Raw genomic sequence first — 20,292 nt, forward strand, 5'->3', positions numbered from 1 at the left:
GCGGCGGGCCCCAGGTGGGGCGACTGATGATCCATGAAGAAGGATCAGTTGCTCACGCGGCGCCGGGTGTTGATCGCAGGCGCCGCCGCTCTCGCCGCGGCAGGCGGCGCCGGCGCCCTGGCGCTGGACGGGGGAGAGGAGAGAACGGTCGCGCCAGCCCCCGCTCCGGCCGCCGGACCCCAGGCGCGCGCCGTGCTCAGCCCCTCCACGTACCGCCTGCAGCCACTGACCGGATACGGGGGCCCGCCGCGCGCCGCGCCCGCCCCCACCGTCGTACGGCACGAGCCGTTCCTGCGGCTGCCCGGGCACGGCCGCACCATGGTGCTGACCTTCGACGACGGGCCCGACCCCCGCTACACGCCGCGCATCCTGGACACGCTGGCCGACTACGACGTGCGCGCCATGTTCTTCGTGTGCGGGGAGATGGCCGTCGACAACCAGGACCTGCTGGCCCGGATGGCCGACGACGGACATCTCGTCGGCAACCACACCTGGACCCATCCGCTGCTGACCCGGCTCAGGCGCTCGAAGATCCGCTCCGAGATGGAGCGCACCAGCGACGTCATCGAGAAGGCGTACGGGGAGCGGCCGCAGTGGTTCCGCGCGCCCTATGGCGCCTGGAACCGCGCGGCCTTCCAACTCGGCGCCGAAATGGGCATGGAGCCTCTCGCGTGGACCGTGGACTCCCTCGACTGGACCAGGCCCGGCACCCGCACCATCGTCCGCCGGATCGAGCACGGCGCCGCCCCCGGTGTCGTGGTGCTCTCGCACGACGCCGGGGGCAACCGCTCGCAGACCGTCCGCGCCCTGCACAAGTGGCTGCCGCATCTGCTGGATTCCGGCTACCACATCACCGTGCCGAGACGGCGCCCCGCATAAGCGCGCAGAGACGGCGCCGAGTACCGTCGCATTTCCGCCCGTCCGGCCGGGGAACTTTTACTGCACCTCGACCAGGCGGGCGAAGACGACGACATTGCCGTCGTAGCCGTGTTTCTTGGAGAAATCGCCGCCGCAGGTGATGACCCGCAATTCCGGGTCGCCCTTGGAGGCGTAGACGCGGTCGCCGGGGAAGTTGTTCTTGTCGAAGACCTCGATGCCGTAGATCTCGAAAACGGCCGTCTTCCCGTCCTTACGGGCGACTTCGACGCGATTACCCTTCTTCAGGGCTCCGAGGTTGTAGAACACGGCCGGGCCCTGTTTGTTGTCGACATGGCCGACCACGACCGCGGTGCCCTTCTCGCCCGGGGTGACCCCACCGGTGAACCACCCGGCCAGGTTGGGGTCTTCGGGGGGCGGCGCCGACACCCAGCCGTCCGCGTCGAGTCCGACCGGCAGTACCGGTGCGTCGACCCGGATCGTGGGGATCCGAACCCGGTCGGGCAGGGCGTATGGCAGGGGCTGGACCTTGTTGGCCGCGGCGCCGGGTACGCGGCTGTCCGCCGCCGCGGCGTTGGCGGGCTGCGGCGGGCCGACGTCGAACTCGCCCGAGCCGTTGCGGATGAGGGCGAGGCCGGTCAGCAGAACAAGCGCTATGACGCCCCACGGAGCACGCTTCTTGCGCCGCTCCTCCTCTTCAGCCGCTTCGGCCAGCTCCGACGCATCCATTCGTCACCCCTCTCGACGCGGCCGTCGCCGAGTCATTCGCGCATACGGCAACGCTAAATGCCGTGCGGGCAACCGGCGACGGGGCAGGGGCGAACGGGTGGCCCGAACGACTTCGGTGCGCCATACGAGTTGCCGCGGACCGGAATTTTCCGATGCTCCCGTGACCTGCGGCGATATCGCAATGCGAGGTAATTGCCCGGCGTGTCTTCTCACCGGTACGGACCATTACCCGCTGTTGCCGAAATGCGGGCGCGTCCACGGCATCTGAGGGTCTTTCTGGGAGGCGCTTTCTCGCCGACAGACCGGGGACGGCCCCCGGGGTGCCTTCCGCGGAGGATCACATGAGTACTTATCGTGCCCTGGCGGTCTCTGCCGCCGCGGTCGCCGCCCTGGGGCTGGCCACACCGGCGGCCGAGGCCGACGGCATGAACATCAACCCGAGCAACATCGTCGCCCTGCCCAGCGTGATCGCCCGGGGCGGCCAGCTGACCATCACCGTCGACGGCTGCCCGGCCGGCGGCACGGCGACCTCGGATGCGTTTCGGAGCACGCCGCTCACCCCGGTCGACCACTCGCAGACGTCCAGAGGTACGGCGACGGTCAACCGGGACGCTCGCAACGGTTCGCACAGCATCACCGTCAACTGCAACGGCAAGTCGCTGACGAACCCGGCCGCCTTCACCGTCATCGGCGGTGTCCAGGGCGGTCTGGGCGGCAGCAACACCAGCGGTGCGACGCCGACGGACATGGCCATCGGCGGCGGGCTCGTGGCCGCGGCGGTCTTGGCCGGTGGCTTCTTCTGGCTGCGGCGCAGGTCCGAGAGGCGGATCTGACCCTCGCCTTTCAGGACCTTCCCGTTGTGGGACCGTCCCCTTTGGGAGCGCTGCTCGCACGTTGACTTCGCCCCGGAACCCAACAGTGGTTCCGGGGCGAAGTCGTCCCGTCAGGCGCCGTCCTCGTCGCGTCGGCGCGAGAAGTAGTACGCCGCTCCGACGGAGCCCGCGATGAGCGCCGCGCCCATGCCCAGTTCCTTGAGGTCGAACCCGGCGATGCTGCCGCCCTCGCCGGCCTGCACGCCCCGGTGCGGGTTGACCGGCACCGGCGTGGGGTCGACCGGCACGGGCGTGGGGTGGCGCGGATGGCCACCCGCGATGGTCAGATCCGTGGAGCCGCTGGCGCCGTCACAGGTGAACGTCACCTTGTACATCGCACCTGGCTTTGCATCCCAGTCGACGGTGGCGTTGCCCCAGGACTGTCTGGGCGGGATGACGACCGTGTCGAAGACCGCGGAGCGGACCGTGGCCGGTCCCTTGCAGTCGCCGTCGCGGTTCACATGCAGGGTGATGTGACCGCCGGCGGCGATGGTCGAGGGCAGCACGCTGAAGGCGAACGGCGTGATGTTGTGGCCGTCGTCCTTCGCGACTGCGGCCGGTGCGGAGAGGGCGAGGGCGCCGACGCCCAGCAACGCGGCCGAAGCGGCACGTATCGCGCGCATGGTGTTCCTCCGGTCCCGAGGAGCAGGTGCGGACTCTTTCCGCTTTCGGGAGAAATGCACCTCGATGACCGAAACGCTAGGAACAGGCGTGCCGGTGCGCGATTGGTGTAGTGCGAATGGGTCATGGGTGTGGGCCACCCAGGGGACGGCGGCGGCGCGGCGCACGTCCCCCCGGCGGTTTCCGGGGCGTGGGTCCGCCCCGGCTAGATGTGCGGGAAGAGGTTCAGGAAAGGGTCCGCCGAGGCGGTGATGCCGCGGGTGTAGGGCGCGTCGAAGTCCCAGATGAGGAACAGCAGGAACGCGATCAGGGCGGAGAACAGCCCGGCGAGGATCAGTTCGCGCAGGGTGCGCCGGATCTGCAGCGCGAAGACCATGCCGATGGTGATCACGGCGCCGGCGAGCAGCCCGAACCACACCACGCCCGGCATGGTCGCCCCCATGGAGTCGGCCCGGGCGCTGCGCGCCTGGTCCGCCGCGGTGACCTGGTCCAGCAGCGGCTGGTAGGCCTGGGCCTCGAAGTCCGTCCGGGGCTGGTAGTCCGTGACGTCCGCGCGGATGCGGTCGAAGAGCTCGTCGCCGCGCGGGGTGAGACGCCCGTCGTCGGCCATCGTCCTCCACTCGGTATGGACGACTTGTCCGACATAAGCGTTGACATCCTCCCGAATCTGGTCGCGGATGTCGGCCGGATACACCCGCACCCGTTCCGAGATCTCGTGCAGGGCGACGGCCTCCGCCTGGACGTGGTCCTCGGCGGCACTGCGCCCCTCCCACACCCCGGCGATGGCCAGGCCCAGGACGATGGCGTACACCACGCCGATCCACATCGTCATGTACTCGATGACGTCCGGGGTCTCGCTGGTGTCCTCGTCCTCGGGCGCGGCCCGGTGCCGTACGAGGGTGACGATGACCACCACGGCGCACGCGGCCAGCATCGCGAGGGTGAGAACAAGCCATTCCGGCAAGAGTTTCCTCCAGGAGTCAGCGCGCCCGCAGCGCGGCGACGGCGATCACGGCGGGTGCCGTGATGAGCAGGACGAAGACGATCGGTGACGTGCTGCCGTGCGTGGGCCTGGCCCGCACCGGCGCCCGGTAGTGCGGGTAGGCGACGGGGGCCGCGGACGGATGGTGGACGTGCTTGACCGTCGGCGTCGGCGTGGGGGTCGGGGTAGGTGTGGGGACCGGAGGCGGCGGGGGCGGGGGAGTCGGACGCGCGCTCGGGCGGGGTGGGGCGGGCCGCGGGGCCGGCGCGGGGGGAGGGGGCGGCTTGGGCTTCGGCGCGGGCTTGGGAGTGGGCGCCGGCTTGGGCGGTGCCGGGGTCGGAGTCGGTGTCGGGGGAGGGGGCGGGGCCGGGGTCGGCGGCGGCGTGGTGCACTCCGGTGGCATCGGCCAGGGGAGGTCGCCGGCGACCGCCACAGCCTGGGTGCCGTCCGGGCCCGCCGAGGCGTACGCGCAGGCGTCGGCCCTGACCGTACCGGCTGGCATCCCCACCAGGAGCCAGGTCAGCAGCGCCAGCGCCAACACCCGTGTGGTGATGGTGGTTTGGGTCGTTTCGGGTCCATGCACGACGAAGATCATGAGGCCTGGCGCGGCGCGGCACGCCGGAGCGCGCCGGGATTGGCACGAACGGAGGATCAGGCGACTGCGGCCGTTTGACCGGTTCGCCCTCGGGAGCCTGTCGATGCGCACTGGTGTGCGAGTTGGCGCCCCGGTGCCACAGGTTCCGAAAAGAAATTTGTGAGGCGGTTGAACACAACCGGTGGTCGCATTCGTACCCATGGCCGTGCGGCGGCGCAGCAGGGCGCTGCAACACCGTTGTATCTATGGGGAGTTGACCATGAAGACCTCCTGGCGGAGCGCCTCACTCGTGGCGAGCGCTGCGGCTGTGCTGGCGCTGACGACGGCGTGCGGTCAGGAAAGCAGCCCGTCGGTGGGCAGCCAGAATGTGGGCGCCACGGCCGCGGCCGGCGACTACGGCAGCGTCGGCGCCGGTGGTTCCGCCGGCGCCAGCCCCAGCAACGGCTACGGCGCCGACGGGCAGGCCCAGGCCGCCTCCGCGGGCAAGCTCGCGGTCACCCAGAACGCCGAGCTCGGCAAGATGGTGACGGACAGCGCCGGCAAGACGCTGTACCGCTTCGACGAGGACACCGCCGAGCCGCCGAAGTCGAGTTGTGACGGCGACTGTGCCAAGGCCTGGCCCCCGGTCCCCGTGGACGACGCCACGGCCGGCGCGGGCATCGACAAGACCCTGCTCGGTGAGGTCACCCGCTCCGACGGCACCAAGCAGCTGACCATCGGCGGCTGGCCGGCGTACCGCTACGCGAAGGACGCCAAGGCCGGCGACATCACCGGCCAGGCCGTGGGCGGCAAGTGGTACGCGCTCGCCCCCGACGGCAAGAAGGCCACCCTGGCCAACCTGCCCGGACTCTCGGTGCGCAACGACGCCAAGCTCGGCAAGATCGTCGTGGACAAGCGGGGCATGACGGTCTACCGCTTCATCAAGGACGTGGCCTGGCCCGACCCGATCTCCAACTGCACCGGTTCCTGCCTGGCGAAGTGGCCGGCGGTCACCCCGGTGAAGGCCGACGACACCAAGGGCATCGAGAAGAAGGGCCTGATGGGCTTCACCCGCCCCGACGGCGTCAAGCAGATGACCGTCGACTGCTGGCCCGCGTACACGTTCTCCGGCGACAAGGCTCCCGGCGACGTGAACGGCCAGGGCGTGGGCGGCACGTGGTACGCCATGTCGCCCGACGGAAAGCCGGTCGGCGCGCCGAAGAAGTAGGCATCACCTCCCCAGGGTTGATTGCACCGGACGCGCGTACGGCCCCCGCGGCCCGCCCCCTCCGCACCGCACGGAGGGGACGGGCCGCTTTGGTGTGTTGCCCGTACTTCACCGGGCGAATGTGGCAATTGCCGCAGGCAGTGACCGGGAACGGACGGTCAATTTCCGGTTCCACTCGCCCTGTTGGCGGGCGATCAGTAGCCTCAGCTCGAACACCGGATCGCCTACGTCTTGGAGAGCTAGATGGAGCGTCCCGCCTGGGCCCCACGCAGCGTCGACATCTCGGTGCCGAGTGTCTCGCGGATCTACGACTACTACCTGGGCGGTTCGCACAATTTCGAGGTCGACCGGGAGTCGGCCCGCAAGGCGATGGAGTTCATGCCGGGACTCCCCAAGATCATGCAGGCGAACCGGGCGTTCATGCGCCGCGCCGTGCGCTTCGCCCTGGACGAGGGCATCGACCAGTTCCTGGACATCGGTTCGGGCATCCCCACCTTCGGAAACGTCCACGAGGTGGCCCAGTCGGCCCGGCCGGACGCCCGCGTCGTGTACGTCGACCACGACCCCGTCGCCGTCGCGCACAGCCAGGTGGTACTCGACGGTAACGAGAACGCGGGGGTCGCCGCCGCGGACCTCCGCAAGCCCCAGGAGATCCTCGCGAGCCCCGAGGTGGAGCGACTGATCGACCGGAATCGGCCAGTCGCGCTGCTTCTCGTTGCCATACTTCACTTCGTGGAAGACGAGGACGACCCGTACGCGGCGGTCGCCGAGCTGCGCGACGCGCTCGCGCCCGGCAGCCTGCTCATCCTCACCCATGCCTCGTACGAGGGGATCCCGCTCCCGGCCGAACGGGCCGCGGGCACGGTGGACGTGTACAAGGACATTCGCAACCCGCTGATCATGCGTTCGCGCGACGAGATCGCGCGGTTCTTCAAGGGGTACGACATGGTGGAACCGGGACTGGTGTCGATGCCGCACTGGCGGCCGCAGACGGCGCCTGAGGACGAGGATCCCTTTGCCTTCTCCGGGTTCGCCGGCGTAGGACGTACGGCGTGAGCGCGGAACCGGACGGGCCTGAGGACAGACTGCGCAGGTTCGCGACGATCTGGAGCCGGGCGGTCTTCCCGGCGACCTCGACGTCGCTGACCCGGCCGGAGTTCGAGGAACAACTCCTGCCGCTGGCCCGTCGGTTGAGTGAGGCGCTGCACACCCGCACCCTGGACGCGGAGGTGGGCCGGGCGGTCGGTGCCGCACTGGTCGCCGCGCACTGCACCGACCCCGACGCGCTGACCCGCACGCTGGACTGCGTCGACGCCTACCTGGTGCTCTACTGCGGCGAGCAGGGCGACCCGGAGGAACTGCGGGCCCGCTGCGCGCGGTTGGAGCACACCATGGCCGCCGGGTTCGCGCAGGCGCTGCGCGAGCGGACGCGGGCCGAGCAGGAGGCGATCTCCGCGGCCGCGCTGAACGCGCAGGGCGTGGTGGCGCAGGCGCTGCACGCCACCGAGGCCCGCTTCCGCGCGGTCTTCGAGGGCGCGGCCATAGGAATCGGCATCGCGGACCTGGAAGGCAACATCCTCCAGGTCAACGGCGCCCTGCTGCGGATGTTCGGCCTGTCCGAGCCGAACTTCAACGCCCGTAACGTCAGGGGCTGGACCCATCCCGAGGACGCGCCCCAGACGTGGACGCTCTACGACGAGCTCGTCCGCGGCGAGCGCGAGCACTACCACCTCGAGAAGGCGTTCTACCGGCCTGACGGAACGGTCCTGTGGACCAACCTCACGGTCTCCCTGCTGCGGGACGCCGACGGTGAACCGCAGTACCAGCTCGCGCTCATGGAGGACACCACCGAGCGGCGGCTGCTCAACCTCCGGCTGCGCTACGAGGCGACCCACGACGCGCTCACCGGCCTGCCCAACCGGACCTTCTTCTTCGAGCGCCTGGAGAAGGCGCTCGGCGCCGGGCAGGGCCAGCGCTTCGGCCTGTGCTACCTCGACCTCGACGGCTTCAAGACCGTCAACGACAGCCTGGGCCACGCGGCCGGCGACCGGCTGCTGGTGGAGGTCGCCGACCGGCTGCAGGGCTGCGCGACCGCGCCCGGGGAGATGGTCGCCCGGCTCGGCGGCGACGAGTTCGTGGCGCTGACCACCGGCACCGACACCGAGCACGAGGTCGACGAGCTGGCCGGGCGCATCATGAACGCGCTGCTCGCCCCGATCCGTATCGACGGCCGCGAGCTGACCGTGCGCGGCAGCATCGGCATCGTCGAGGGCCCGGCGGGCGAGCGTGGCCCCGCGGAGGTGCTGCGCAGCGCCGACATCACCATGTACCGCGCCAAGTCGGCGGGCGGCAACCGCTTCGAGCTCGCCGACGAGGAGGCCGACGCCCGCGCCATCACCCGGCACGGCCTGACCACCGCGCTGCCGACGGCCCTGGACCGGGGCGAGTTCTTCATCGAGTACCAGCCACTGGTGCACCTCGGCGACGGCAGCGTGCGCGGCGCCGAGGCCCTGGTGCGCTGGCTGCACCCGCAGCACGGCGTGCTCGGCCCGGACCGCTTCATCCCGCTCGCCGAACACACCGGCCTGATCGTGCCGCTCGGCCGCTGGGTGCTGGAGCAGTCGGTTCGCCAGGCCCGCGAGTGGCGCGAACGGTACGTGGACGCGGGCCCGTTGCGCATCAACGTCAACCTCTCGCCCTGCCAGCTCACGCACCCCGGACTGGTGCAGGACACCGTCGACATCCTGGAGCGCGCGGGCGTCGCACCGGACGCGCTGTGCCTGGAGGTCACCGAGTCGGCCCTCATCGGGGCCGACGACGACCTGCTCAAGCCGCTGCGCCGGCTGGCCGAGATGGGCGTCGACATCGCCCTGGACGACTTCGGCACCGGCTACTCGAACCTGGCCAACCTGCGCCGCCTGCCGGTGAGCATCCTGAAGCTGGACCGCTCCTTCACCCAGAGCATGCAGCAGTTCCCGGCGGACCCCGTCGACCTCAAGATCGTCGAAGGGATCGTTTCCCTCGCCCACTCCCTCGACCTCGCGGTGACGGTCGAGGGAGTGGAGACCGGGGCCCAGGCCGAGCAGCTGCGGATACTGGGCTGCGACACGGCCCAGGGCTGGTACTACGCCCGTCCGGGCCCGCCGGACCGGCTGCACGAACTGGCGCTGATGGACGCGACCGGCTGAACAGCGGCCGCCGTCAGGGAAGTTGGAGCGAGCGCAGCGACGCGTGCGTTTGCGCCACGACGAGGAGGTGGCCCGTGTCGCCGCCCGGGACGACGAGCAGCGGGTGCTCGCCGTACCTCGTCTGCGGGTACGGCTCCGACATGCGCGGCGCTGCGGCCCCGGTCGCCCGGGGCCCGGCGTGCAGGCCGATCGTGATCACGCGGCCCCGCCTGGCGCGGTCGTTGACGGGGGTGAAGGTCACGAAGCGGCCGCCGGCCACGGCGGCATCCGCCTCGGTGGCGTAGGAACTCCACAGTCTGCGGCCGCTCTTGAGGTCGTAGGCGTTCCAGTTGCCCGCGCTCGTGTCCTCTGCGCCGGCCTCGTACAACACCACGACCCCGTCGTCGGAGATCAGCCCGTGTACGGGTTTGTCGATCGTGTTTCTCGGGGTCGGCAGCGGCCTCAGTGTCGTCGGGTCCAGGCGCCGCATGGGCGGGAAGGCGTCCACGGCGGAGTACGGGCTGCCGGTGCAGAGCAGGTAGTGGCCTCCGGAGACGAGGTGCTGGCACTCGAAGCCCGTGGGGCTGGTCGCCACGGTGTTGCCGGTGCGGGCGTCGCGGGCGGTGACCTGGGTGCCGTCGGCGGTGTAGACGCGCCCCCGGAAGGCGGCGAGGGGCTCGCCCGACTCCCAGGCGACGGTCCGGCGCCACAGGGAGGTGCCGTCGGAGGCCTGAACGGCCTCCAGGACGGCGGTACTTGACGTGGGGTCCGTTGCGTCGAGGGCGTAGACGACGCCGCCCGCCGCGCCGAGGGCGGCGGCGTCGCCGGACGGCAGTCGATGGGTCCACGCCTGTGTGCCCGTCCGCAGGTTCGCCGCGCGCAGCACACCGGCGGCGCCGGTCACGGCCCGTTCGTCGGCCGCGTCGAGGACCAGGCCGGCGCTCTTGCCGTGGTCGCTCGCGGGCACGCTCCAAGTGATACCGCCGTCGGCTCGCGAACGCCCCACGAATCCGCCGGAGTTGGTGGCGCACACCACCTGGTGCGCCGTCGCGCCGCAGGTGCCGTGGGCCTCCGCGGCGGAGAGCTTGGTGACCCAGGCGCGCCACGGACCGGATACGGGGGCCGGTGCCGCCGCACGGCTCGAGACGTCGGGGGACGGTGCCGGCGCCGTCGTAGGGCTCGAAGCGGCGGGCGACGGATCGCCGGACGATCCACCGCCAGAACCGCTGTCCCCCGCCGTCGAGCAGCCGGTGCCCAGCAGGCCGCACAGCGCCAAGACCGCTGCAACTGCCGCTCTGCGCCTACGCCGTTGCCCTGGCACCGTCGCCTCCCCTGCGGATGCAGCCCCGGGTGAGGGCCGATGGGCACAAGGTAGCGACGGGCCAGGGCCGGTGCTACTCCTCAGGCGGCACTGCCCCGCAGTTCGGTGAGTGCGTCGCTGGTCAGCGGCCGGGGGCTGTGCTCGGGGTCCACGAGGACGACGGTGCACTCGGCGCTGTGGGCCAGGGCCATGGTCAGGCTGCCGTCGGTGAACTGGGCGAGCGGGCCGCGCGGGGAGCGTCCGACGGCGACCGCCCGTGCGTCGATCCGCGCCGCGTGCCGGGCCAGGAGCCGGCCGGCCGCCGCGTGGTCGCCGACGCTGACCAGGATCTGGCCGGTGGCGGTGACGCCCTGGGCGGCGAGCCGGTCGAGGTGGCGGGTGACCGCGTTCCGCGCCGCGTGGGCGGGTTCGGTGTCGGCCGCCTGGTCCTCCACGACCGCGGTCTGCTGGACGTGTACGACCTCCAGCGGGCTGCCGCTCTCGCGCGCCAGCCGGGCGGCCGCGTCCACGATGACCGCGGCCCGGTCGTGCGCGCCCACGGCGACGATGACGGGCGCCGTACCCGGCGCGGCGGGGGCCGTGACAGGGGTGAGGGTCGGACCGACCTGCTCGCCCTCCTCCGCGCTCTCCTCGGCCTTGCGCAGCAGCTTGTGCCCACTGGCCAGGACCGGGACGGCGACGACGAAGGTGGCGGCACCGAGGTAGAACGGCACGCTCAGGTCGGTGGCGTCGGCCAACTTCCCGGCGACGTACGGGGCGAGGCCACCGCCGATGAAGCGCAGGAAGCCGTATGCGGAGGAGGCGACCGGCCGTTCGACGGGCGAGACGAGCATGACGGCCTGGGTGGTCAGGGTGTTGTTGATGCCGATGAAGGCGCCGCTGACGATGACGGCGACGATGACCACGGTCGGTGTGTCGACGCCGGCGGCGATGACGGCCATCACGACGGCGAGGCCGAGCAGGTTGGCGTACAGGACGGGCGCGGTGCCGAAGCGGCCCTGCAGGCGCGGGGCGAAGAAGACGCTGAACAGGGCGACCAGCAGGCCCCAGCCGGTGAAGACGAGGCCGAGCTCATGGGCGCTGAGCTCCATCGGGTAGGGCGCGTACCCGAGCATCGTGAAGAAGCCCCAGTTGTACAGCAGCGCCATGATGCCCATGGTCAGCAGACCGCGGTGGCGCAGCGCCTTCAGCGGGGCGAGGGGGGAGGTGGGCTTGGCGGGTTTGGGCAGCGACGGTACGAAGGCCAGGGTCGCCACCAGGGCTATCGCCATCAGCACGGCCACGCCGAAGAAGGGGCCGCGCCAGCTGATGGCGCCCAACTCGCCGCCGAGCAGCGGCCCGACGGCGATGCCCAGGCCGAGGGCGGTCTCGTAGAGGATGATCGCGCCGCCGAAGCCGCCGCTGGCCGAGGCGACGATGACGGCCAGGGAGGTGGCGATGAACAGGGCGTTGCCCAGGCCCCAGCCCGCGCGGAAGCCGACGATGCCGTTGATGGAGCCCGAGGTGCCGGCCAGCGCGGCGAAGACGACGATCACGGCGAGGCCGACGACGAGGGTGCGCTTGGCGCCGATCCGGCTGGAGACCCAGCCGACGATCAGCATGGCCACGGCGGTCACGATCAGATAGCTGCTGAACAACAGGGAGACCTGGCTGGGCGTGGCGTGCAGGCTGGAGGCCAGGGCGGGCAGGATCGGGTCGACCAGACCGATGCCCATGAACGAGATCACGCAGGCGAACGCGACGGCCCAGACGGCCTTCGGCTGCTTGAAGGGGCTTGCGGCCCGCTCGTGCGAAGCACTCATGTGCGGTTCTCTTCCGGGGAGTTGAGGGTCACGGTGGTGGCGAACGTCAGTCGAGGTCGTGGATCGCGCGCGCGAGGGCGGGCAGAGCGGTCCGCACCGCGTCCTGCTCCGGTCCGGTCAGCCGGTCGACGATCCCCTGCAGTGCCTGGGTGCGCTCGGTGCGCCGCTGCCGGAAGACCTCCATGCCCGCGTCGGTGGCCTCGACCAGCACGCCCCGCCCGTCCCGGCTGTCGGCGGTGCGCCGGACCAGCCCGGCCCGCTCCAGGCGGGTCACCAGCTGGGTCATGTTGGGCTGGGACACGCGCTGGGTGCGGGCCAGATCGGTCAGCCGGTACGCCCCCTCCCGGCCCAGGAAGCCGAGCACGGACGAGGCCGCGGTGCTCAGGCCGCCGGCGGTGGCGCTGCGGCGTACGTAGAGCACCAGTTGCTCCACGGCGATCATCAGCGCTTCCGGCGGCGCTTGCGCATCCGCCGATTCCATAACCCGCTTATGCATAACCGCATTATGCAGATAGCTGTACCTTGAAACAAGGTGCTGAGGGCGACTACCTGGGGGCGACCACCTGACGGGGGCGGGCGCGCTAGCGCTCCAGCAGCATCCGCTGCAGCTCCCGTGCCGCACGCGGCGGAGCCACATCGCTGCGGTGGGCCAGCGCGATCGTCCGGTGCAGCCCGGGCCTGGCCAGCGGTGTCACCCGCAGACCGCGCCCCGACCGGGTGGCCACCATGCGCGGCACGACGGCCAGCCCAAGACCGGCCCGGACGAAGCCCAGCACCGCGTCCATCTCGCCGCCCTCGACCGCGAAGTCCGGCTCGAAGCCCTCGGCGCGGCAGGCGGCCACGGTCAGTTCCCGCAGGTCGTAGCCGTGCCGGAACATCACCAGGCGTTCTCCCTCCAGGTCCGCGACGTGCACGGTGCGCCGGCCCGGGCCGCCCGGCGCGGGCGCCTCCGGGGAGGAGACCACGACGAGGTCCTCGCGCAGCAGCTCCACCGTGGTCAGGGCCGGGGACGGCGTGGGCAGCGGCAGGACGACCAGGGCGAGGTCGAGGGCGCCGCGGGCGAGCTCGCGTACGAGGTCGTGGGAGCCACCCTCCTCGATCAGCAGCCGGATGCCGGGGTAGCGGTCGTGGAAGGCGCGCAGCACGTCCGGCAGCAGGCCCGTGCACACGCTCGGCGTGGCGCCCAGCCGGATCCGGCCGCTGCGCAGCTGCACCAGCTCCTGCACCTCGTGCCGGGCCGTGTCCGCGTCGGCCAGGATGCGCCGGGCCAGCGGCAGCAGCGCCTCGCCCGCATCGGTGAGGCTGATGTTGCCGCGCGCCCGTAGGAAAAGATCGGCCCCCAGCTCCCGCTCCAGCGCCTTGATCTGCTGCGACAGGGACGGCTGGGCGACGTGCACCAGATCCGCGGCCCGGGTGAAGTGCCGGGTCTCCGCGACGGCGACGAAATACTGAAGCTGCTGGAACTGCATGGTGTCACGATAGCTTCCGGCTATCGAATCAAGCCGGACCATGTCTTGGACCGATGGCCCTGTTCGGTTCTAGCGTCTTGACTCATGGCTCTGGCAACGCGGACGGACCGACGGCCGTCCATGGCACGCACTGTCTGGGACAGCTCCGTCGGCAAGAAGACCGTGATGGCAGTCAGCGGCGTGATCATGCTGCTGTACCTGGTCGCGCATGTGATCGGCAATCTGAAGATCTTCTTCGGAGCGGGGGAGTTCAACCACTACGCACACTGGCTGCGCACCGTCGGCGAGCCCTTCATGCACTACGAGTGGACGCTGTGGCTGATCCGTGTCGTGCTGGTCGTCGCGGTCGTCGCGCACGCGGTCTCCGCCTACCAGCTCAGCCGCCGCGACATCAGGGCCCGGCCCAGCAAGTACGTGCACAAGAAGCCCAAGGCGAGCTACGCCACGCGCACCATGCGCTGGGGCGGCATCATCCTCGCCCTGTTCATCGTGTGGCACATCCTCGACCTGACCACCGGCACCGTGCACTCCGGCGGATTCCAGGAGGGCCACCCGTACCAGAACGTCGTGGACACCTTCTCCACCTGGTACGGCAACGTCATCTACATCGTCGCGATGCTCGCGCTCGGCCTGCACATCCAGCACGGCTTCTGGAGCGCCGCACAGACCCTCGGCGTCGGCAGCCGCACCCGCGACCGCGCACTGAAGACCTGCGGCAACGTCCTCGCACTGCTGCTCACGGCCGGTTTCATCGCCGTCCCCGTGGGCGTGATGACCGGAGTGGTGAGCTGAACATGCCTGCTGAGTACGTCGATTACGTCACCGGCGAGCCCGTCGCCGACACCAAGGCGCCCTCCGGCCCCGTCAACGAGCGCTGGGACACGCGCCGTTTCGAGGCCAAGCTGGTCAACCCGGCCAACCGGCGCAAGCACACCGTCATCGTGGTCGGCACCGGCCTGGCCGGCGGCTCCGCCGGTGCCACACTCGCCGAACAGGGCTACCACGTCGTGCAGTTCTGCTACCAGGACTCCCCGCGCCGCGCCCACTCCATCGCCGCGCAGGGCGGCATCAACGCCGCGAAGAACTACCGCAACGACGGCGACTCCGTGCACCGTCTGTTCTACGACACCGTCAAGGGCGGCGACTTCAGGGCGCGCGAGTCCAACGTGCACCGGCTCGCCCAGATCTCCGTGGAGATCATCGACCAGTGCGTGGCGCAGGGCGTGCCCTTCGCCCGCGAGTACGGCGGCCTGCTCGACACCCGCTCCTTCGGCGGCGTCCAGGTCTCCCGCACCTTCTACGCCCGCGGCCAGACGGGCCAGCAGCTGCTGCTCGGGGCGTACCAGGCGCTGAGCCGGCAGATCGCCGCCGGGAACGTGGAGATGCACCCGCGCACCGAGATGCTCGACCTGGTCATCGTCGACGGCAAGGCCCGCGGCATCGTCGCCCGCGACCTGATCACCGGCGAGATCTCCACGTACTTCGCGGACGCCGTCGTCCTGGCGTCCGGCGGCTACGGCAACGTCTTCTACCTGTCGACGAACGCCATGAACTCCAACGCCACCGCGATCTGGCGGGCCCACCGGCGCGGTGCCTACTTCGCCAACCCCTGCTTCACCCAGATCCACCCCACCTGCATCCCGCGCACCGGCGACCACCAGTCGAAGCTGACGCTGATGAGCGAGTCGCTGCGCAACGACGGCCGCATCTGGGTGCCCAAGGCCCGGGGCGACGACCGCCCGGCCAACCAGATCCCCGAGGACGAACGCGACTACTACCTGGAGCGCATCTACCCCGCCTTCGGCAACCTGGTCCCGCGTGACATCGCCTCCCGCGCCGCGAAGAACGTCTGCGACGAGGGCCGCGGGGTCGGTCCCGGCGGCCAGGGCGTCTACCTCGACTTCGCCGACGCCATCGCGCGCATGGGCCGGGGGGCCGTCGAGGCCAAGTACGGCAACCTCTTCGACATGTACCAGCGGATCACCGACGAGGATCCGTACCAGGTGCCCATGCGGATCTATCCGGCCGTGCACTACACGATGGGCGGACTGTGGGTCGACTACGACCTGCAGACCACCATCCCGGGCCTGTTCGCGGTCGGCGAGGCCAACTTCTCCGACCACGGCGCCAACCGGCTCGGCGCCTCCGCCCTCATGCAGGGCCTGGCCGACGGCTACTTCGTGCTGCCGGCCACCATCAACGACTACCTGGCGCGCAACCCGCACCAGGAGTCGGTCACGGACGAACACCCGCTTGTGCAGGACGTGCTGACGGAAACCCAGGACCGGCTGGCGCGACTGCTGGCGGTCGACGGCGACCGCACCCCCGACTCCTTCCACCGCGAAGTCGGCGAACTCATGTGGGAGTTCTGCGGCATGGCCCGCACCGACACCGGACTGCGCAAGGCGCTGGAGCGCATCCCGCAGATCCGCGAGGAGTTCTGGCGGCGCATCAAGGTCCCCGGCACCGGCGAGGAGTTCAACCAGTCGCTGGAGAAGGCCAACCGCGTCGTCGACTACCTCGAGCTCGCCGAGCTGATGTGCCTCGACGCACTGCACCGCGCCGAGTCCTGCGGCGGCCACTTCCGCGAGGAGTCGCAGACCCCGGACGGCGAAGCGGCCCGCGACGACGAGCAGTTCGCCTACGCGGCCGCCTGGGAGTTCACCGGCACCGGCGAGGCTCCCACCCTGCACAAGGAAGACCTGGTCTTCGAGTACGTCCACCCCACTCAGCGGAGCTACGCATGAAGCTCACCCTGCGCGTCTGGCGGCAGAAGAACGCCGACGCCGAAGGCACCATGTCCACGTACGAGGTGGACGGCATCTCCTCCGACATGTCGTTCCTGGAGATGCTCGACACCCTCAACGAGGAGCTCATCCTCAAGGGCGAGGACCCGGTCGCCTTCGACCACGACTGCCGCGAGGGCATCTGCGGCGCCTGCTCGCTGGTCATCAACGGCGACGCGCACGGCCCGGAGCGCACCACCACCTGCCAGTTGCACATGCGGTCCTTCAAGGACGGCGACACCGTCGACATCGAGCCCTGGCGCGCCTCCGCCTTCCCGGTGATCAAGGACCTGGTCGTCGACCGCTCGGCCTTCGACCGCATCATCCAGTCCGGCGGCTACATCACCGCCCCCACCGGCGCGGCACCCGAGGCCCACGCCACCCCCGTACCCAAGCCGGACGCCGACTTCGCCTTCGAGCACGCGGAGTGCATCGGCTGCGGCGCGTGCGTGGCGGCCTGTCCGAACGGCGCGGCGATGCTCTTCACCTCCGCCAAGATCAACCACCTGAACACACTGCCGCAGGGCGCGCCCGAGCGCGAGACCCGCGTCCTCGACATGGTGGCCCAGATGGACGAAGAGGGCTTCGGCGGCTGCACGTTGACCGGCGAGTGCGCCACCGCCTGCCCCAAGGGCATCCCGCTGATGTCCATCACCAGCATGAACAAGGAGTGGCTGCGGGCCACGCGCAAGGTGGCCAAGCGCTAGCACGCGGCGCTTGCGGAAACGTCCGCCGAGAGGGGGCGGACGGGCGGGGCCGGGAGTGGTGCTCCCCGGCCCCGCCCCGTATGTGCGGACTCTGTAAGGTTCCCGCATGATTTTCGGGCGCAAGGAGAGGGAGCGGTTCCTCGAGGCCGTCGCCGGTTTCGAGACCGCGGTACGCGAGCGGGACGGACAGCGTTCCCAGCACGCGATGCAGGAGATACAGCAGCACCACGGCGACGCCGCGGACGGGGAGTTCGTCCAGGCCGGCCCACGGCTCGCGGCACTGCTGGCGGACGTGCCGCCCGGTCCCCGCGCGCTGGTCGCGGTCCTGACCGGAGCGTGCGTGGAGCGGGGCGCCGACGCGAGCGTCTGCGCGCCGTACATCTTCGACGGACTCGCCGAAGCGCTCGCCGCGGCGGGCGAGTTCTGCGAGCGCTGGGCGGCGACGGGCGGGGGCGAACTGCCCGATCCGGACGGGGACGCCCTGGACGAGGCGATGGTCGCACGGGTCGGCGAGGACGCGGCCGTGGCCTGGTGCACGCTGCCGCAGTGGGAGATGGCATCCGTCGCCATGCTCAGCCACGGCGCGGTGCGGACTCAACTCGGCGAGCGGCGCGCCCAGTTGCTGGCCGCGCTGCGTCCCGTCCAGGAAGCGTCCGACCACGACTTCAAGTGCCTCTTCCACGCCCTGCTCGTCCTCGACGACGAACCGCTGGTGGTGCTGCACCGCCCCACCGGCACCGGCTACGCGATGCGCATGAGCGGCCTCGGCGACAACTTCCAGCTGCACACCCTGCTCGCCGGGGTCCTGGTCGGCGGCGGCCATGTCCCCGGTGACGCGCCCTCCGCCCAGGAGGTCGCCGTCTGCCGCGACGCTCCGGGCCAGGTGCCGACCACCGGCGCCTTCAACCTCGTGACGCCGGGCGGGGAATGGGTGTGGAACGAGGGCACGCCCTCCGACGTCCCGGTCGTCGACGGCGTACGCCTGCTCGTCCTGGACCCGCCGCCGTACCAGCGGGGCTGGCCCGCCGGCCGGTTCTTCCCGCGCATGACCGGAGACCTCGTCCTCGAGCGCGTGCTCGACGAGACCGAGACCCGCCGATGGCTGGAGCACTGCGCCCCGGCGAAGTGAACTCCGTGAGGTGTCATGCGCCGGGATCGGCGAGGAGGGGGCCCAGCGGGCCGAGGTCGAGGTTGAGGTCGCTGCGCCGCAGACCGTGCTGCGCGCACAACTCGTCCATGCGCTCGTCCAGCAGCATCAGCGCGGTGCCGAGCCGGTCCTCCTGCTCGGCGCTGAGCGTCCCCTCGTCGAAACGGCGCACCGCCTGGCGTTCCATGAGCTGCCGCAGGAGTTCCACGACGGTCAGGACCAGGGCCGCCAGATCGCTGGTGACCCGCTCGGGATCGAGGTCCACCGCGTGGGCGCGTGGCGCGGTCACAGCGGCCCGCTGTCCGACCAGGGCGCGGGGACCCGGTCGCTGACCGACGCCAGCAGGGCGTGCAGGGAGATCCGCACCAGCGGCACGTCGGCGATGGCCAGCACCAGATCACCGCTGACCACGACGCCGGTCGCCAGCACCCGGTCGAGCAGGTCGACCAGCGGCACCCCGACGGGAGCGTACGGCTCCGGGCCGTCCCAGGGGACCGCCGTGCGGTCCGTGGCGCCGACGACCGGCACGGTCATGCGTGGACCTCCTGACGCCTCGCGCACTCCGCCTCGTCCAACTGGGCGAAGGAGTAAGGGATCCAGGGCCCGGACATGGTGACCTCCACGGCCGAGCGGCCGACGTCGCGGGCCAGTTGGCCCACGGCCCGGACGAAGTCGGTGCGCCGTCCGTCGTCGACCAGATAGGCCGCGTTGAGCAGTTGCGGGACGTTCGTGCCGGTCAACTGCTCGCTCTGCGGCCGGTGCCGCGTCGCGGCGACGGCGTAGCGCCGCAACTCCCGGTCGACGGCATGGGCCTGCGCCAGGGTCGACTCGCGCGCCTCGCGCTCGGTGCGCCGCAGCGCGCTCGCCCGGCGCAGGTAGGACCGCCCGTCGGCCGGACCCTCCCCGGCCGCGACGCACGCTCGCGTGGTGGCGGGACCGTGCACCTTCACCGCCCATTCCGTGCGGTCGCGCAGCCGGTCCAGCAGGGCGCGCAGGGACGCCTCCCGGGCGGTCACGGCGCGTACCGCGTTGGCGTCGTCGAGATACAGCGTCGCCAACGGCAGCGGAACGGCCGTGCCCGCGCTCGCGGCCGTCTCCACTCCGCGGTGGTGGGCCCGGGCGCAACGCTCCAGCTCGTCGGGCCGGTTGAGGCGCTCAGCGAGCGCCTCCTCGCCGAAGTCCGCCGCGGGAGCGTGCTGCACGATCAGATGCAGCGGGCCGGCGGACAGGACCCGCAGCGGACCGCCGCCGTCATGGCCGGGCGTCACCGCGAGCACCTCGTCCGGTGGTGGGGTGTCCGTCACTGCGAACACGCAGGTGACCGTGGTCATTTGGCTCCCGCCGGGGTGTCGGGGTCGACTTCCTCAAGGGCTTCGAGACGGGCGCGCAGCCGCGCGTTCTCCTCGGTGAGCGCGTCCCGCGCGGCGCGCGAGGACAGTGCCGGGTCCGTCTCCCACCAGTCGATGCCCGCCTTCTTGGCGGTCTCGACCGAGGCGATGAACAGGCGCAGCCGGATGGTGAGCAGTTCGATGTCGAGCAGGTCGATCTTGATGTCGCCCGCGATGACGATGCCCTTGTCCAGGACCCGTTCGAGCAGGTCCGCGAGGCTGCCGCTGGGCGGTCCGACGGGCTGCGGATCCGCGCTCGGGGGCCAGGTGCCGAGGTCGGTCATGAGGCGCCTCCGCGGCGCCGATGGCGTGAGGGGGCAGGCTCGCGGCACCGCCGCCGGTCGGGCGCGCCCGGTGCGGGACGGGCCGCTGCCACCGGGCTGCGACCGGTGAACCGGACCGGACTGGCAAGGAGTTGGAGCAGGCGCTCCTCCTCCTTCTCGAAGGTCGCCTCGTCGATCGCGCCCTCCTCCAGGGCCCGGTTGAGTGCCGCCAGTCGCGCCCGCACCGCACGCGGGTCGGCCATCTGGCGTTCGGCCTCCTCCAGAAGGTGGTCGGCGATCCAGAGGGTGCCGCGCAGCGGGGCCAGTGGCAGCAGCAGGAGCCCGCTCACGAGTCCCATC

General features: G+C 71.2%; 22 protein-coding genes. 9 read left to right on the plus strand and 13 right to left on the minus strand.

Translation table 11 applies throughout. The features are described from left to right. Positions 1-33 precede the first annotated feature (33 nt). A complete protein-coding gene (locus tag ACGFYN_RS26465; RefSeq protein ID WP_393868348.1) occupies positions 34-879 on the plus strand; it encodes a polysaccharide deacetylase family protein in 846 nt (281 codons plus the stop codon). Positions 880-936: 57 nt separating this feature from the next. On the opposite strand, the gene ACGFYN_RS26470 is transcribed toward ACGFYN_RS26465, so the two are convergent. Continuing rightward, positions 937-1,605 carry a class F sortase gene (locus ACGFYN_RS26470; RefSeq protein WP_393868349.1) on the minus strand — a complete coding sequence of 223 codons (669 nt, stop codon included), beginning with the start codon at positions 1,603-1,605 and terminating at the stop codon, positions 937-939. Positions 1,606-1,946: 341 nt separating this feature from the next. On the opposite strand from ACGFYN_RS26470, the gene ACGFYN_RS26475 reads away from it, so the two are divergent. After that, complete coding sequence (locus ACGFYN_RS26475; RefSeq protein WP_393868350.1) at positions 1,947-2,438, plus strand: hypothetical protein; 492 nt, start codon at positions 1,947-1,949, stop codon at positions 2,436-2,438. 110 nt (positions 2,439-2,548) lie between these two features. Here ACGFYN_RS26475 and ACGFYN_RS26480 read toward each other — a convergent pair whose 3' ends face one another. From ACGFYN_RS26480 to ACGFYN_RS26490, 3 genes are all read right to left on the minus strand, one after another. Beyond that, positions 2,549-3,100, minus strand: a complete 552-nt coding sequence (locus tag ACGFYN_RS26480) for a hypothetical protein (RefSeq protein ID WP_393868351.1) — start codon at positions 3,098-3,100, stop codon at positions 2,549-2,551. Positions 3,101-3,303: 203 nt separating this feature from the next. Further along, the gene (locus ACGFYN_RS26485) at positions 3,304-4,062 is read right to left on the minus strand and encodes a DUF4239 domain-containing protein (RefSeq protein WP_393868352.1); all 759 of its coding nucleotides are present in this window, start codon (positions 4,060-4,062) and stop codon (positions 3,304-3,306) included. Positions 4,063-4,078: 16 nt separating this feature from the next. Further along, a complete protein-coding gene (locus ACGFYN_RS26490) occupies positions 4,079-4,663 on the minus strand; it encodes a hypothetical protein (RefSeq protein WP_393868353.1) in 585 nt (194 codons plus the stop codon). A gap of 271 nt (positions 4,664-4,934) precedes the next feature. Here ACGFYN_RS26490 and ACGFYN_RS26495 point away from each other — a divergent pair, with 271 nt between their 5' ends. The 3 genes from ACGFYN_RS26495 (at position 4,935) to ACGFYN_RS26505 (ending at position 9,070) form a co-directional block, all read left to right on the plus strand. Beyond that, positions 4,935-5,882: an SCO0930 family lipoprotein gene (locus ACGFYN_RS26495; RefSeq protein ID WP_393868354.1), complete on the plus strand. Its 948-nt coding sequence runs from the start codon at positions 4,935-4,937 to the stop codon at positions 5,880-5,882. Between the two features lie 243 nt (positions 5,883-6,125). Beyond that, the gene (locus tag ACGFYN_RS26500) at positions 6,126-6,938 is read left to right on the plus strand and encodes an SAM-dependent methyltransferase (RefSeq protein WP_393868355.1); all 813 of its coding nucleotides are present in this window, start codon (positions 6,126-6,128) and stop codon (positions 6,936-6,938) included. Beyond that, a complete protein-coding gene (locus ACGFYN_RS26505; protein ID WP_393868356.1) occupies positions 6,935-9,070 on the plus strand; it encodes a putative bifunctional diguanylate cyclase/phosphodiesterase in 2,136 nt (711 codons plus the stop codon). The genes ACGFYN_RS26500 and ACGFYN_RS26505 overlap by 4 nt, the downstream gene beginning before the upstream one ends. Before the next feature lie 13 nt (positions 9,071-9,083). Here the strand turns inward: ACGFYN_RS26505 and ACGFYN_RS26510 are convergent, their stop codons facing one another. The 4 genes from ACGFYN_RS26510 to ACGFYN_RS26525 all read right to left on the minus strand — a co-directional run bounded on the left by ACGFYN_RS26510 (position 9,084) and on the right by ACGFYN_RS26525 (position 13,641). Continuing rightward, complete coding sequence (locus ACGFYN_RS26510; protein ID WP_393868357.1) at positions 9,084-10,325, minus strand: PQQ-binding-like beta-propeller repeat protein; 1,242 nt, start codon at positions 10,323-10,325, stop codon at positions 9,084-9,086. A 125-nt stretch (positions 10,326-10,450) separates the two neighbouring features. Beyond that, entirely contained in the window at positions 10,451-12,172 is a 1,722-nt protein-coding gene (locus tag ACGFYN_RS26515) for an MFS transporter (RefSeq protein ID WP_393868358.1), read from the minus strand. A 46-nt stretch (positions 12,173-12,218) separates the two neighbouring features. Further along, the gene (locus ACGFYN_RS26520) at positions 12,219-12,668 is read right to left on the minus strand and encodes a MarR family winged helix-turn-helix transcriptional regulator (protein ID WP_393868359.1); all 450 of its coding nucleotides are present in this window, start codon (positions 12,666-12,668) and stop codon (positions 12,219-12,221) included. An 85-nt stretch (positions 12,669-12,753) separates the two neighbouring features. Then, positions 12,754-13,641, minus strand: coding sequence for a LysR family transcriptional regulator (locus ACGFYN_RS26525; protein WP_393868360.1), 888 nt, complete (start codon positions 13,639-13,641; stop codon positions 12,754-12,756). 120 nt (positions 13,642-13,761) lie between these two features. Here ACGFYN_RS26525 and ACGFYN_RS26530 point away from each other — a divergent pair, with 120 nt between their 5' ends. The 4 genes from ACGFYN_RS26530 (at position 13,762) to ACGFYN_RS26545 (ending at position 18,263) form a co-directional block, all read left to right on the plus strand. Continuing rightward, the gene (locus ACGFYN_RS26530) at positions 13,762-14,433 is read left to right on the plus strand and encodes a succinate dehydrogenase (RefSeq protein WP_393868361.1); all 672 of its coding nucleotides are present in this window, start codon (positions 13,762-13,764) and stop codon (positions 14,431-14,433) included. Positions 14,434-14,435: 2 nt separating this feature from the next. Then, positions 14,436-16,388, plus strand: coding sequence for a fumarate reductase/succinate dehydrogenase flavoprotein subunit (locus ACGFYN_RS26535; protein ID WP_393868362.1), 1,953 nt, complete (start codon positions 14,436-14,438; stop codon positions 16,386-16,388). Beyond that, complete coding sequence (locus ACGFYN_RS26540; RefSeq protein WP_393868363.1) at positions 16,385-17,134, plus strand: succinate dehydrogenase/fumarate reductase iron-sulfur subunit; 750 nt, start codon at positions 16,385-16,387, stop codon at positions 17,132-17,134. Before ACGFYN_RS26535 ends, ACGFYN_RS26540 begins: the two co-directional genes overlap by 4 nt. A 106-nt stretch (positions 17,135-17,240) precedes the next feature. Next, complete coding sequence (locus ACGFYN_RS26545; RefSeq protein WP_393868364.1) at positions 17,241-18,263, plus strand: hypothetical protein; 1,023 nt, start codon at positions 17,241-17,243, stop codon at positions 18,261-18,263. Between the two features lie 13 nt (positions 18,264-18,276). On the opposite strand, the gene ACGFYN_RS26550 is transcribed toward ACGFYN_RS26545, so the two are convergent. From ACGFYN_RS26550 to ACGFYN_RS26570, 5 genes are read right to left on the minus strand one after another with little or no spacing between them, the layout of a single operon-like run. Then, positions 18,277-18,570: a gas vesicle protein K gene (locus tag ACGFYN_RS26550; protein ID WP_393868365.1), complete on the minus strand. Its 294-nt coding sequence runs from the start codon at positions 18,568-18,570 to the stop codon at positions 18,277-18,279. Then, on the minus strand, positions 18,567-18,815 hold the full coding sequence (locus ACGFYN_RS26555; protein WP_393868366.1) for a gas vesicle protein: 249 nt from the start codon (positions 18,813-18,815) through the stop codon (positions 18,567-18,569). The genes ACGFYN_RS26550 and ACGFYN_RS26555 overlap by 4 nt, the downstream gene beginning before the upstream one ends. Then, positions 18,812-19,612, minus strand: a complete 801-nt coding sequence (locus ACGFYN_RS26560) for a GvpL/GvpF family gas vesicle protein (RefSeq protein WP_393868367.1) — start codon at positions 19,610-19,612, stop codon at positions 18,812-18,814. Before ACGFYN_RS26560 ends, ACGFYN_RS26555 begins: the two co-directional genes overlap by 4 nt. After that, complete coding sequence (locus tag ACGFYN_RS26565; protein WP_393868368.1) at positions 19,609-19,953, minus strand: gas vesicle protein; 345 nt, start codon at positions 19,951-19,953, stop codon at positions 19,609-19,611. The genes ACGFYN_RS26560 and ACGFYN_RS26565 overlap by 4 nt, the downstream gene beginning before the upstream one ends. Then, entirely contained in the window at positions 19,950-20,291 is a 342-nt protein-coding gene (locus tag ACGFYN_RS26570) for a gas vesicle protein GvpG (protein ID WP_393868369.1), read from the minus strand. Before ACGFYN_RS26570 ends, ACGFYN_RS26565 begins: the two co-directional genes overlap by 4 nt. Between the last annotated feature and the right edge of the window lies 1 nt (position 20,292).

This window comes from Streptomyces sp. NPDC048419, assembly GCF_043200415.1.
Taxonomy (GTDB): Bacteria; Actinomycetota; Actinomycetes; order Streptomycetales; family Streptomycetaceae; genus Streptomyces.